This is a genomic window from Vibrio hippocampi, from assembly GCF_921292975.1.
GTDB classification, from domain to species: Bacteria; Pseudomonadota; Gammaproteobacteria; order Enterobacterales; family Vibrionaceae; genus Vibrio; species Vibrio hippocampi.
Window position 1 is genome coordinate 1,056,203 of sequence record NZ_CAKLCM010000002.1, and the last position, 14,136, is coordinate 1,070,338.

A 14,136-nucleotide genomic window follows, 5' to 3' on the forward strand; every position below is an offset into this window, starting at 1 on the left:
TAGTGCCTTTTTCTATGGTTTAACTTATCTTAAATAGCTTAGTTAGCTCAAATAGCTTAATTAGCTTAAATAGATTAGTTATCGACTTTTAACTTCTGGAAGTACTCTTCATATAAAGTGGCAGCGTCACCCACTTCATCTTGCCATGTGCCTGAATCCATCACGCTTTGAGGAGGAAATACGTTTTGGTCTTCAGCAAATTCTTTTGGAAGCAAAGGGTAAGCCGTTTTAACTGGGGTTGGGTAACCAATTTCAACCGCAATCTTGGCGGCATTTTCTGGACGCAATAAAAAGTCGATCATTTTGTGTGCGGCATCAACGTTCTTCGCGCCACTAGGGACGGCTAAACTGTCCATCCAAAAAATGGTGCCTTTTTCTGGCCAAATGATATCGATTGAAGCCCCTTCTTGACGCGCCATGTAAGCCGAACCATTCCAAAGCATACCCAATGACACTTCACCCGCTAAATAAGGGTTTGCTGGGAAGTCAGAGTTAAATACTAATACGTTTGGAACCAGTTTTCTTAGCTCTTGAAAGGCTTCTTCGATCTGTTTTGGATCGGTTGTGTTAGGGGAATAACCTAACTTGGTTAACGCGATATGGAACACTTCACGAGAATCATCCATCATCATTAACTGACCTTCCCATTTCGGGTCCCATAAATCAGCCCAGTTTTTAACCGTCGACTTATCAAGCATATCGACATTGATACCAATACCCGTTGCACCCCAGATATAAGGGATTGAATAGGTGTTGTCTGGGTCAAACGACTTATCGAGGTAATTCGGGTCGAGATCTTTAAAATGCGACAGCTTGCTCTTATCAAGAGGCTGAATCATGCCTTCTTTGCGCATTTTAGATACGAAATAGGTCGATGGAACCACAAGATCGTAGCCAGAACCCTGAGTTTTCAGTTTGGCATACATGCTTTCGTTAGATTCATAGGTGGAATAGAAAACTTTAATACCGGTTTCTTTGGTGAAGTCTTCAAGCACTTCGTTTGGAATATATTCCGACCAGTTGTAAAAATAGAGTTCTTTATCCGCCGCTAGAGTCGTGGTGGTAAAGAGTGATGCTGCAATCATTGCAGACGCTGCGATTCTATTTTTCATTAGCTGTCCTTGGTTGTAATAAAGATCATCTTATCGAACATTGCGATAAGCCGCTTCTCTTTAAAGACTCAGAGAGCGTTATGGTGTAGTCACTTCTAAAAGCAATGGGACGCATTATAGCAACCGGCAAAATAATTCTCTATGCCTTGAGTCGCTTACAAAATTTGGCGTACATAAACTAGAAGCAAAAAAAAGGTGACCCAACGGTCACCTTGATAGCGTTTAATTTTTGCGAAGCGGTAATTACTGACCCGCTTTCAACTTAATAAAGTAGTTTTCGTAGATAGCCGTTTTATCGCCAACCGCATCTTGCCATTCCACTCGATCAAGGTCTTCTTGCGACGGGAATAGAGCAGGGATGTCTTTAAACTTCTCGTTAGACTCTTTCACTGCCGTCAGGTAGCCGGTGTCATTGGAGATCTGCTCGGCGATCTCTGGACGCAATAAGAAATCAATCATCTTATGTGCCGCTTCTACGTTTTTAGCACCAGAACTGATCGCAAAGTTATCAACCCAGCCAATACCACCTTCTTTTGGGAACACCAATTTTATTGGCACGCCTTCTTTTTGCGCAGCAGCAGCAGAGCCATTCCACAGCATACCAAGACCCACTTCACCTGACATATAAGGCGCACCTGGGTTATCTGAGTTGAACAGCAGTACGTTTGGCATCAGCTTTTGCAGCTCCGCATACGCTTCATCAATCTGTTTTTCGTCAGTGGTATTACCTGAATAGCCAAGCTTACGCAGCGCGATATGGAAAACTTCACGTGTGTCATCCATCAGCATCAGTTGACCCGCTAGCTCAGGGTTCCAAAGATCCGCCCAGCTTGTAAATTGGTCTGCGTCATACATGTCGGTGTTAACCGCAAGACCCGTAATGGCAACAACGTGAGGGATAGAGTAGTCGTTATTTGGGTCAAAAGGCTTATCTAGGTAGTTGCTATCAAGCTTGTCAAAGTGAGTCAGTTTGCTCTTATCAATCTTTTGTAGCATACCTTCATCGCGCATTTTAGCCACGAAATAGGTTGAAGGAACGACGAGATCGTATCCTTGGTTGTGCGTCTTCAGCTTTGCATAAAGGGTTTCATTAGACTCATACGTTGAGTAAATAACCTTAATTCCCGTTTCTTTAGTGAACTGTTCAAGAAGACTACTGTTGATATACGGTCCCCAGTTCATAAATACGAGTTCTTTGTTCTCTTCGGCTTTCGCTGCACCAGAGAGAAGAGAAAGTGCGCATGCACCGCTTGCAAGCAAAGTTGCCCATTTTTTCATTTACGTAAGCTCCAAAACAAACGTCGCCTTTCGGCATTAGTGAATAAAAGCAAGGTAAGCGACCTTGCTTTAAGGATCTTAGTTTAAAAGCGAGATCGTGGATCTCGATTATTTGATTTTTTCACGAGCGAGCAGCTGTGATAACACGACCAATACAAGAGAGACAATCAGCATCACCGTAGCTAATGCATTGACTTCAGGAGAGATCCCCACCTTAACCATAGAGTAGATTTTCAGAGGTAAAATCTCATAAGTTGGTCCGGTAACAAACGAACTCACAATCACATCATCTAACGATAGGGTGAATGAAAGTAACCAACCTGCTGCAACTGCGGGTTTTGCCAGCGGCAGAATAATCTGTTTTAAGATTGTCCACTCACTTGCCCCTAAGTCTTTTGCGGCCTCAAGCATCTTAACGTCAAAGCCTTTTAAGCGACTGTAGACGGTAACAACAACAAAAGGTAAACAGAAGGTGATATGGGCAATCAACAGGGTTAAAAAGCCCAGTTGTGCCCCTAGCACCAAGAAAATCGCCAGCAATGAAATCGCCATGACGATATCCGGTGACATCATCACCACAAACAACATACCACTCACTGCACGTTTACCTTTGAACTGGTAACGGAACAGGGCAACCGCCGTCAAACTACCAATCAAAGTGGCAACGGTTGCAGAAAATACCGCAACGTTAATCGAGTGCCAAGCTGCTTGAATTAAGCTGTCGTTGTTGACTAAAGCGTCATACCATTTAGTGGTAAAACCACCCCATTTCATACCAAATTTGTTGGCATTAAAGGAGTTGGCGATAAGCACGACAATAGGTAGATACAAAAATGCATAGACCAAAGCCATAAAACTGAATTTAAGGGTGCGTCCCATTAGTCCAACTCCACTTTACGATTAAGCAACTTGCCCGCTCTATAATAGGCATAGAGCATTACTGCCATAGCAGCAGTCAGTGCAATACTGGTCGCGGCACCAAACGGCCAATCTCTCGCATTGAGAATTTGACTCTTGATAACGTTACCAATCAGTAGGTTCTTTGCGCCGCCTAATAGGTCAGAGATATAGAACATCCCCAGAGCTGGGAGTAACACCAGCAAACAGCCACCAATAATACCTGGCATGGTCAGAGGCAAAATCACCTTAGTAAGCGTTTGAAACTTGTTGGCACCCAAGTCTTTAGCCGCTTCAATATACGTGTTGTCGAGTTTCTCGATCGCCGAGTAGAGCGGCAGAATCATAAATGGCAACAGGATATACACTAAACCAATCATGACCGCGGTTTCGGTGTACATGATTCGCATTGGCTTATCAATAATGTCTAAATACATCAGGCTCTTGTTTAAAATACCTTGCGTACCCAAAACGATTTTTAAGCCATAGGTACGAATTAGCGAGTTGGTCCAAAATGGCACAATCACTAAAAACAGCATAAACGGACGCCATTTTTCCGGCATTTTCGCCACTATGTAGGCAAACGGGTAACCGATGACCAAACAGCACAAGGTTGCAACAATCGCCATATAAAACGAGTGGAACAGCACTTTTGCATACAGTGGATCAAGCAGGCGAGCGTAGTTATCCAGCGTAAACGTTAATTCAATAAGGTTGGCTTCATCACGAGTCAGAAAACTGGTGCCGATGATCATCACATTCGGGATGAGAACAAACAGTACCAACCAGCTAACGATCAGTGTAATAATCGCGTTTTGCAGATTAATCTTCTTGGTCATCACTCAACACCACTTCCCAGCTTTCTACCCAAGTCACGGCCACTTTTTGACCTAGAGAGTGGTCCACGTCAGGATCATCTTCGTTGAAGAATTCGCTTACCATAACGCGTTGACCCGATTCGAGCTCCACCACAGAATCAAGCGTCATCCCTTTATAGGTACGCTCGACAACATGACCAACGATGCCGCGGTTTTCAGACTCTTTGATCTCTTCAATACGCAAATCTTCTGGACGCAACAAGACTTGCAACTTGTCACCTTGAGTCACCGGTTTGTCGTGATACACGGTGCTGATTTGACCTTCAAGCTCGGCACGTATGGTTTTTTCGTCGATACGCTCTTGAGCAATCGCGTTGAATACGTTGATCTCGCCAATAAAGCGGGCCACAAAAAGGTTTTTCGGCTCTTCGTAAATCTCACGAGGGGAGCCATCTTGTTCAATCACGCCATCACGCATAACAATGATGCGGTCTGACATGGACAGCGCTTCTTCTTGGTCGTGCGTAACAAAAATAAAGGTAATACCCAATTGGCGTTGTAGTTGCTTGAGCTCAATTTGCATCTGTTTACGCAATTTGTAATCCAACGCGGACAGCGACTCATCCAGCAGCAATACTTTTGGCTTATTCACAACCGCACGAGCAATCGCAATGCGCTGTTGTTGTCCACCAGAAAGCTGATGCGGTTTACGTTGCGCCATGGCTTCCAGACGAACCATTTTCAGGGCTTCTAATACTCTTGGCTCAATATCCGCAGCAGGCACTTTTTGCATACGCAAACCAAAGGCAACGTTTTCAAAAACTGTCATGTGTGGGAACAGTGCATAACTTTGGAAAACAGTGTTGACATGACGCTGTTCAGCAGGGGTATCGGTGACATCTTGCTCGGCTAAAAGTATGTTACCGCTATCCACGGTTTCAAAGCCGGCGATCATTCGCAACACGGTGGTTTTACCGCAGCCCGAAGGACCCAATATCGTAAGGAATTCACCGTGGTTGACGTTTAAATCAAGATTACTGATTATTTCCTTACCATCGAAACTCTTTTTAATCCCAGTGAGTTGAATAACTGGTTTACCTACTGATTTTAGTGCGTTCAATGTCTGTTTTTCTCCACCCTGGCCGGAAGATTGTTGGCCGATTGTTATACACATTTAGTGGCGCGCATCATAATCACCAATTCGGTGAATTCAAAGCATTTTCTTACCTAATTTCTGAATTTTTTTTGCCATTCACTCGATGTCATCAAGTCATCGTTACTTTGTAGCAAGTCAGGATTACGTTTTTACTACGTTAAGTGGTTAATTATTGGTCAAAAAGGCAATAAATCAAGTGAATTGCCATGATCTCTGACGGTGGATAAAGCTATAATGACAAGCAATTTAACGATTAGAAAAAACACCTTTTCGGATTCGAATGGAATAGTTATGAGTAAAGATTTAGAGAAAGAGCTTATTGTTGGGGGCAGTGTCGAACGAGCACTGTCAGGTCAATATGAGCTAAAGATCGGCAATGTTTTCAAAGAGGCGTGGCGTGCAACCTTAAAGCACTTTATGTCGTTTTCTCCTTCAGTGCTGTTTTTGATCGTAGCGCAAGCAGGGATTTTCTATATCGCCCTTAAGCTTCAACTTGGTGATCTTTCGGTTATTTTGGATGCTTTCCAAGACCCCAATTTACTAACAGAAAACATTTTCCAGTCGATTTTTATCGCTAACTTTAGTTATGAGGTTATCAGCGCACCGCTTTATGCTGGGTTAAGTCTTATGGCAATGAGCCATATTGTCGGTCTAACAACCAAAACCTCTCATATTGCTAAAGGGCTTCAATTTACTGTTCCAGTGATCATTGCGACCTTAATCAGCCTATTGCTACAAGGCGTTATGAGTATGTTGTTGCCGTTTGTCTCCATGTACTTATCTCTAGCTTTTAGCCAATCGCTGCTTCTGATTTGTGAAAAACGTATGACGCCGATGCAATCCCTGTTGACCTCGCTACGAGCGGTAAACAAAAAGATTCTGGTTTTATCATTAATCTATTTTGTTCTTGTGGTGATGTTCCTGTTTGCTACCGCATTCTATGGTTTGGGCTTGATTCTATTTTTACCATTTTTCTTCCATGTAAAAGGAATTTTGTATCGCGAAATGTTTGGGGTCCGACTCACTGTTGTCGCTTCAGCAGAGAGCAACCACGACATACCGCAAACCGCTAAGAGTCAAACCAAATCCAGTGATAACCAGTCTGACTCGTTCGACGCTTAATCATTGATAGCGATATCATTGTTGATCGCCAGATAACCTTTGATAGCAGTTAACCTGTGATAGCAATTAACCGTTCATAACAATTAACCGTCCATAACAATAAGGCGCACTAAGGTGGAGTGAATAGCTTCACCTTTTTTAACCCTCAACCGAATATAACAAGGATGCCCATGAAGTTCGTTGCACCTGCACTGTTAGCTTGTCTCGCTGTCAGCAGCATCAGTATGCCTCTGCAAGCCGAGGAGTATCGATTTACTTACTCTAAGCTTTTTACTCAATTGAAGAACAACAACAAACCAGGGCATGATGCCGTTAAGGTGGGTCTATTCTTTGTTGATGCTCGCACTCAAAAGCCCTGTGTTATTACCAAAGCGTGGATGGAAAAAGAGCAACATTATGAAGAGTTATCGAGCGGTTATGCCAATGAACTGCTGGTTCCAATCGATAACAACTTGCGCCAAGCTAACCCTCTGGTATTTATTCATACTCCGGAGCAACAGCAATGCGATTTTTCTATGGTCGTCATGAGTAAACAGCCATTAGAAGGCAGCGTTAGCTATGAGGACGTTGCTCAATTATTACCACAAATGGAAGCCATGCTTGCCGATCTTGGCGGGTTGTTTTCCGGTTGGTTTACACCTGAGATAACGGGTTTAACGTTAGAGTTTGCACCAGACCAACAGGGTGATATTCAACTATCTGATGGGCGTCGAATCGCGATAGAAGCAGGGAAAGCGGTGATTCAGCTTGAAGATATTGGGGTAGGGAATTCATTCCAACTGCCGAATAAAACCCTGAGAGTCATGCCGTATATTGCTAAATAGCAAATAACTGATAAGCAAGTTACACCTAGGAAAAATCCAATAAAAAACGCCAATGACTTCACACATCATTGGCGTTTTTTATTAACAGCAAGGTATTACTGGCTAATCAACGTTAGTGACATCCAACATTAAACTTGGGTCGAACTCAGCGACAGCTTCTTGTTGCTGTGGCGCAAATTCTTCTTTATCAAAACCGATGTCGCCACCGTTGATAACGCCGGAGTCACGATCGATAGATTTAAAGTCAAACAGTTCAAAGTCAGCTAAATGGCTAGGCACCACGTTTTGCATTGAACGAAATAGTGACTCGATACGACCAGGGAACTGCTTGTCCCAACCGTTAAGCATTTGTTTGATCGCTTGACGCTGTAAGTTAGGTTGTGAGCCACAAAGATTACAAGGAATAATTGGGTACTCTTTCATGTCAGCATACTTGATGATGTCTTTTTCTCGACAGTAAGCAAGCGGACGAATCACCACATGTTCCCCATTATCAGAAACCAACTTTGGTGGCATACCTTTCATTTTACCGCCATGGAACATGTTTAAGAACAAGGTCTCAATGATGTCATCACGATGGTGTCCAAGTGCAATTTTCGTTGCTCCCAGCTCTTTGGCGGTGCGGTACAAGATACCGCGACGTAAACGAGAGCAAAGTGAACACGTCGTTTTACCTTCAGGGATTTTATCTTGAACGATCGAGTAGGTGTCCTCTTCGACAATCTTATACTCAACACCCAAACTCTCTAGATAGTCTGGCAAAATATGCCCTGGGAAACCCGGCTGCTTTTGATCAAGGTTAACGGCAATCAATTCAAAATTAACTGGAGCACTTTTTTTCAGGCTCATCAAGATATCCAGCATAGTAAAACTATCTTTACCGCCAGATAGGCACACCATAATACGGTCGCCGTCTTCAATCATATTGAAATCAGCAATCGCTTGACCCGTATTACGGCGAATACGTTTTTGTAACTTGTTATAGTTGTACTGTTGCGCTTTAGTACGCTCTTGAGCCTGCTCAGTCATAATATTCTATGGTGTTGATTGAAAAAAAATGAACTGCGTATGATACGGATTACAGCCTAAGATGCCAGAGAAATGTGTATCAAGAAGGGTAAATTCCCCCTTACGGAGAAGGGGGAACAGTTAGCCGTTATGAATGTTCGGGATCGAAGGGACTGATGTAACCGTTAGGTTTCAATGCCATAACATCACAGTTAATCTTATCGATAACATGTTCGGCGGTATTACCAATAAATACCGCGGACAAACCAGTACGTCCGGTCGTGCCCAAGATGACCATCGCCGCATTTAACTCGCTGGAAACCTGCGGAATGATATCTTCCGGCAGTCCTTGCTCGACAATGGTTTGCTCTTCTGCATAACCATGTTTTTGGCGCAGTGCTTTCATGGCGGTGAGATGATGCCCACGTACCGCATCGGTATAAGTTGCCGGATCAAACTCGGGTAACTCAATGGTGATATTGGCGGGAGTGACGGGATAGGCATTAACCAAGTATCCTTTGGCGCCAAGGCGTTGAGTAAGACTATCCAACTGGGTAACAATACCATCGTTAAGATCAATGTGAGTTTGACTTTCCGAGCCTACATGAACCGACGCGATAATATTCGCATCTTCTGGCCAATGAGCATTTTTCACCAACAGCACAGGAACCGGACATTTTCTTAATAAATGCCAATCTGTCGGAGTAAAAATTACTGACTCTAGAATGTCGTGTTTACGCGTCGCTTTAATGATGATGTCGTGTTTACCTGCAAACACTTCCTCAACAATGGCGATATAAGGACGGTTGTGCCACACCACTTGAACACTAAAATCGAAGCTGTCATCAAGGTGGGGCGCTGCGATTTCTCTCATCCATTCTTCACGCTGCTGTATGACACCTCGACGCATCGCATCTCGCTCTTCGTGAGACAGCATGGATGTCATATCGTAGGAAAAGTCATATATGGAGAGAAATAGACAGATTTGGCTTCGAGACTGGCTCTGCTTGGCGAGTTGCACGGCTCGAGCGAGTGCGGGTTGTTCGTCGCTATTTAGATTGGCAACCACGAGTATTTTACTATAGATGCTCATAGATACTCCTTTTCCAAAATGGAACTGTAACTACTGATAACTTTAGCGCAAATCTCTGAATCTGTTTAGGAAAAGTGTAGGGGAAGGTGAAATAACTTTGATGTGGCGCGTTATAAACGCCACATCAATCAATAACTAATGGAGATTAGTCTGAAGAAGCGCCTGCCATTTCGGCTAAAGCATCGTGGTCAAGGATAGTAATGTATTTACCCTTAACGCTTAGAATTTCAGACTTTTGGAAGCGACCAAGCAAGCGGCTGATGGTCTCTACCGTCAGACCTAAGTAGTTGCCGATATCGCCACGCGTCATCGTGAGTCGGAATTCTCTCGGGCTAAAACCACGCTGAGAGAATCGAGAAGAAAGATTATACAAGAAGGCAGCTAAGCGCTCTTCCGCATTCTTTTTCGACAACAGTAGAATCATCTCTTGGTCGCCTTTGATTTCATTAGACATCAAACGCATGATCTGTTGGCGTAGCTTTGGCATCTTTCCTGAGAGGTCATCAAGGATCTCGTAAGGGATTTCACAAACCATCGAGGTTTCTAATGCTTGTGCGAAGCTAGGGTGTTCATCATTTGTGATGGCATCAAAACCCACCAAATCACCAGCTAAGTGAAAAGCTGTAATCTGTTCGTCACCCTGCTCAGTTATGGTATAGCTCTTGATGGTGCCAGAACGAATCGCATACAGAGATTTAAGTTCATCGCCTGCTTTAAACAGCTCTTGACCCTTTTGAATCGGCTTTTTACGTTCAATGATTTGGTCAAGTTGATCAAGTTCAGACTCATTCAATGTAAAAGGAATACAGAGTTGACTAATACTACAATCTTGACAATGAATGGCACAGCCACCTGACTGGATACGTTTTGCTGCAGGCTTTTCAGAAATCATAACTACCTTCACTATTTGATGTACATCAATATTTTATCACTCATTAGTGGTAAAAGGTAGAGAAAAAAGCACTGCGAAAACAACTAAGTGTAAATTCACACGAGTATTTTGATACTGATCCCAGCTAGATAGAGTGCATAAATTAGGATAGAAAAAGCAGCAATGTTACGGAAGGTAGGGGAAGTTTGCAGAGCCTTTAATTTTGTTGCCGCATTGCCAACTAACAGCATCGCAGGCAAAGTGCCTAGCCCAAAAGCCAGCATCAATAGCGCTCCATTGGTTGCACTGCCTGATACAGCCGACCAAGTTAAGGCAGAGTAGACTAACCCACACGGCAGCCAACCCCAGATAAAACCAAACGGAATTGCGTGGATAGGGTGTTGTATAGGCAATAGGCGCTTAGCTATTGGAGATATGCGTTTCCAGACACCTTGTCCCGCTTTCTCCACATAGATCAACGCATTCCACCAACGACCAATATAAGCGGCTAACGCCACCATAACCAAGGCTGAGAACAGACGTAAAACAGCCAATAACTGGTTGAAATCGGCAAGATGCGCAATCGTCGTTACCGCACCGCCAATCACCGCACCGAATAGGGCATAGCTTAGCAATCGACCCACATTGTAGTTGATGACAATAAACCAACTTCGGGCACGATTGAGGGTGAGTAGCGACGCAATACCACCGCACATACCGATACAATGACCCGCACCCAATAAACCGATAGTAAAAGCACCGACTAAGTCAAGCGTCACCAGATTGATCCTTTTGGTTTAAGACTGACGTTTTGTGTGAAGAGGTTTTGTGTGAAACAGGTGTATCCACAGGCGTTTCGTCATCAAAAAGCACGTTGTGACCTTGGCGTTCTAAATCTTCAAACTGCTCACTTTTTACTGCCCATAAAAAGATTCCCACAGCGACACAAACCAAAACAATGGCAATCGGGATAAGGATATAAATACTTTCCATAACGCTTACTTGTCCTTGAGGAGTCGCAGTGAATTAGACACAACGATAATCGAACTGGCAGACATACCGACTACAGCAATATAAGGGGCAACAAGACCACACACTGCAAGCGGTAGAATCAATAAGTTATAGCCCAGAGACCATGCGAGATTTTCTCTTATGATGGTACGCGTTTGCAATGCTAATTGTCGCGCTTGTATCAATTTATCGAGTTGGTCACCTAACAGCACCAAATCAGCCGACGCTTTGGCAACGTCAGTACCGCCGCCCATCGCCACCGAAAGGTGAGCGCCAGCCAAGGTTGGCGCATCATTGATTCCATCTCCAACCATCATAGTGACATCGGATGATGGTAACTGCTGCAAATATGCCAACTTGTCTTCGGGCGAGGCAGAGGCGACGACTTTGTCAATGTGGATAAACTCGGAAACTAACCTAGCATTAGTGACAGTGTCACCAGTCAGTAGTGTCGTGGTGATGCCTGCGTGACGTACTTTTTCAATAAACGACTTGGCTTGCGAGCGTATTGGATCATGATAACAAAATGAACCAATGAGCTCTCCATCCAGTGATAGATAAACCGTATTAATGTCATGAGTCGTTTTCCCCAACACAAATTCACCATTACCGATAGCTAATGTCTTATTTTGATAGTTACCCGATAACCCTTGCCCAATAAGGTTTGTTACCTCTGTGACTTCTACTTGTTCGTCTTGGTAAGGTTTAAATGCTTTCGCAATGGGGTGGTTGGCGTGAGATTCTAACGCGGCGGCCAACGCCAGCAGTGTTTGTTCAGAAAACTCAGATACAGAGTATACCTTATCAATTTCAATTTTCCCTTCCGTCAATGTCCCTGTTTTGTCGATAACCAAATGATTGACTTTGCACAAGGTCTCAAACACATGCCCTCGGCGGGAGAGGATCCCCATGCCGCCCATTCGAGAACTGGCACAAGTAATGGCTGTCGGCGTTGCAAGGGACAGCGCGCAAGGACAAGTCGCCACCAACACAGAAAGCATGATCCAAAAAGCATCTTTTGAACCCGTCTGATGCCAATACAACCAAGTCACGAATGCGATAATTAAGATAGCGGCGACGAAATAACGCGCAACAATATCAGCAATTTCGGCGATTTTGGGTTTACTGGATTGCGCTTCATCTTGCAGTCGTACAATACTCGACAGCATTGAGTCGGCTTTTGTGCGCGCGACCTCAAGATCGAAGGCTTCTTCACCGTTGATGGAACCCGCAAAGGCCATCTCTCCAGTAACTTTTGCAACGGGAAGCGATTCGCCAGTCAGCATGGATTCATCAATATAAACACGCATCGACAAAATCACGCCATCGGAAGGGATATGTTCTCCCGGCAACACTCGCAACTTATCACCAATCTTTAACGACTTGACCGCCACTTGCTCTCCGCTGATGGTCGTCGCCATTGCTGGGATCAGCTTTAACAAGTTTCCACTAGCCGCAGCCGCTTTTCTTCTTGCCCGCATCTCTAGGTAGCGCCCGATTAACAAGAAAAACGTAAACATGGAAATGGATTCAAAAAACACCTCTCCATCTTCCGTCACAGTCGCCACTAAACTGGCGACATAGGCAAAAATAAGCGCGATAGAAACCGGTACATCCATACCTAAGGTTTTCGCTTTAAGACTTCGCCAAGCATTCAGATAGAAAGGGAGGGCAGAATAGAGTAATACTGGGGTTGCGAAGATCAAGCTTACCCATCGGAAGTAGTATTTGAACTCAGGTTCTAAGCTACCAAAGACTTCAAGATATAAAGCGACGGCCAGCATCATCACTTGCATGGTCGCTAAGCCAGCAACACCTAAGCGATAAAGATATTGCTTCATCGTTTGGTGGTAACTCGCCTCTTGTTTGTCCGCCTCAAAGGGCGCGGCTTTGTAGCCCAGAGCATGGATGACACCGAGCAAAGTACTCAATTGAGTTTGGGTACTGTTCCAGCGCAACAACGCTCGCTGAGTAGTGGTGTTGACCCTAATTTGAATTACGCCGTTCTCAGAGCTTAATCGTTTCTCAATCAACCAAGCACATGCCGCACAAGAGATCCCGTCAAGTGACAATGTCACCTCGGCAATATCTGCCTCTTTTGTAACGAATTCGTTTTGGACTTCTTCATTATCATAGTGAATTAATGCCTTAAGTTGTTCAGGCACTAGGTCTGCTTTCTCGGCCGGAGACGTTCTGTAGCGATAATAAGATTCCAAACCACTGTCCATGATGGCGGTGGCGACACTTGCGCACCCGGGACAGCACATAACCCTATGCTCTCCAAGAATTTCTACCTTGAAATCAGTGTTGACTGGTACAACTTCACCGCAGTGATAACACTCTTTACACATAATTTTCTAAACACATCGTTCTCTAAACACATCGTTTTAATCTAGTAGCGCTACGAAAGCCTCAGAAGGAAAGGTAACACGACCTTGAATCATCCACGATTGATCATGCGGTTGCAATTCAACAAACCAAGGTCCTTGAATAGCATCAGGTAGAGAAAGGCGATACACGCCTGATGCGTCGGCACTCAACAACTGCGAAAAATCACGATCAGGAAGCGTTCGATGGGTAAACGTCACGGTAAGTGCGGGGAAATAATCCAGTTGTCCTTTATCGACTTGGATGACGACATCGCTATCCTGAGAGGCGACAGAGGCGTTTAACCCCAACACCTTTGCTGCATCGATCTTTGTAAGGTCAATGTTAATACCTTTACCTTTTTTATAGTAATCCTCAGCGACAAGGTCGACGGAGTTTTTGCTAAACAATACAACGGTGTATAAGGTTGCGACCACAACAGACATCGGAAGGGCAATAAGAAACCACGGCCAGAACTGTTTATACCAAGGCGTTACCATAAAAAAGATCTCTATAATTAGAAGGTTACTGACAATTTATCTAGAAAAGACAGCCCCTGACAAGGGGCTGTTAGTGAAA

14 protein-coding genes are annotated in these 14,136 nt (G+C 44.1%); 2 read left to right on the plus strand and 12 right to left on the minus strand.

Translation table 11 applies throughout. The features are described from left to right. Positions 1-74 precede the first annotated feature (74 nt). The 5 genes from L9Q39_RS07170 to potA form a co-directional block, all read right to left on the minus strand. Entirely contained in the window at positions 75-1,112 is a 1,038-nt protein-coding gene (locus tag L9Q39_RS07170) for an extracellular solute-binding protein (protein WP_237484410.1), read from the minus strand. Between the two features lie 243 nt (positions 1,113-1,355). Continuing rightward, on the minus strand, positions 1,356-2,390 hold the full coding sequence (locus L9Q39_RS07175) for an extracellular solute-binding protein (protein ID WP_237484411.1): 1,035 nt from the start codon (positions 2,388-2,390) through the stop codon (positions 1,356-1,358). A gap of 108 nt (positions 2,391-2,498) precedes the next feature. Beyond that, positions 2,499-3,269 (minus strand): spermidine/putrescine ABC transporter permease PotC, encoded by a 771-nt coding sequence (gene potC / locus L9Q39_RS07180; protein WP_237484412.1) that lies wholly within the window; start codon positions 3,267-3,269, stop codon positions 2,499-2,501. Continuing rightward, positions 3,269-4,126 (minus strand): spermidine/putrescine ABC transporter permease PotB, encoded by an 858-nt coding sequence (gene potB, locus L9Q39_RS07185; protein ID WP_237484413.1) that lies wholly within the window; start codon positions 4,124-4,126, stop codon positions 3,269-3,271. The genes potC and potB overlap by 1 nt, the downstream gene beginning before the upstream one ends. After that, the gene (gene potA / locus L9Q39_RS07190) at positions 4,110-5,225 is read right to left on the minus strand and encodes a spermidine/putrescine ABC transporter ATP-binding protein PotA (protein WP_237484414.1); all 1,116 of its coding nucleotides are present in this window, start codon (positions 5,223-5,225) and stop codon (positions 4,110-4,112) included. The genes potB and potA overlap by 17 nt, the downstream gene beginning before the upstream one ends. A 327-nt stretch (positions 5,226-5,552) precedes the next feature. On the opposite strand from potA, the gene L9Q39_RS07195 reads away from it, so the two are divergent. Together L9Q39_RS07195 and L9Q39_RS07200 are read left to right on the plus strand one after the other, a co-directional pair. After that, the gene (locus L9Q39_RS07195; RefSeq protein WP_237484415.1) at positions 5,553-6,383 is read left to right on the plus strand and encodes a DUF2189 domain-containing protein; all 831 of its coding nucleotides are present in this window, start codon (positions 5,553-5,555) and stop codon (positions 6,381-6,383) included. 170 nt (positions 6,384-6,553) lie between these two features. Next, positions 6,554-7,207, plus strand: coding sequence for a DUF2987 domain-containing protein (locus tag L9Q39_RS07200; protein WP_237484416.1), 654 nt, complete (start codon positions 6,554-6,556; stop codon positions 7,205-7,207). Between the two features lie 102 nt (positions 7,208-7,309). On the opposite strand, the gene ttcA is transcribed toward L9Q39_RS07200, so the two are convergent. From ttcA to L9Q39_RS07235, 7 genes are all read right to left on the minus strand, one after another. Continuing rightward, on the minus strand, positions 7,310-8,236 hold the full coding sequence (gene ttcA / locus L9Q39_RS07205; protein ID WP_237484417.1) for a tRNA 2-thiocytidine(32) synthetase TtcA: 927 nt from the start codon (positions 8,234-8,236) through the stop codon (positions 7,310-7,312). A 127-nt stretch (positions 8,237-8,363) separates the two neighbouring features. Beyond that, complete coding sequence (gene uspE, locus L9Q39_RS07210) at positions 8,364-9,308, minus strand: universal stress protein UspE (RefSeq protein WP_237484418.1); 945 nt, start codon at positions 9,306-9,308, stop codon at positions 8,364-8,366. A gap of 145 nt (positions 9,309-9,453) precedes the next feature. Beyond that, on the minus strand, positions 9,454-10,200 hold the full coding sequence (fnr, locus tag L9Q39_RS07215; RefSeq protein ID WP_237484419.1) for a fumarate/nitrate reduction transcriptional regulator Fnr: 747 nt from the start codon (positions 10,198-10,200) through the stop codon (positions 9,454-9,456). Between the two features lie 95 nt (positions 10,201-10,295). After that, a complete protein-coding gene (locus L9Q39_RS07220; RefSeq protein WP_237484420.1) occupies positions 10,296-10,958 on the minus strand; it encodes a sulfite exporter TauE/SafE family protein in 663 nt (220 codons plus the stop codon). Then, on the minus strand, positions 10,948-11,172 hold the full coding sequence (gene ccoS / locus L9Q39_RS07225; protein ID WP_237484421.1) for a cbb3-type cytochrome oxidase assembly protein CcoS: 225 nt from the start codon (positions 11,170-11,172) through the stop codon (positions 10,948-10,950). Before ccoS ends, L9Q39_RS07220 begins: the two co-directional genes overlap by 11 nt. Positions 11,173-11,177: 5 nt before the next feature. Continuing rightward, positions 11,178-13,541 carry a heavy metal translocating P-type ATPase gene (locus L9Q39_RS07230; protein ID WP_237484422.1) on the minus strand — a complete coding sequence of 788 codons (2,364 nt, stop codon included), beginning with the start codon at positions 13,539-13,541 and terminating at the stop codon, positions 11,178-11,180. Positions 13,542-13,577: 36 nt separating this feature from the next. Beyond that, a complete protein-coding gene (locus L9Q39_RS07235) occupies positions 13,578-14,057 on the minus strand; it encodes a FixH family protein (protein WP_237484423.1) in 480 nt (159 codons plus the stop codon). Positions 14,058-14,136: the final 79 nt, after the last annotated feature.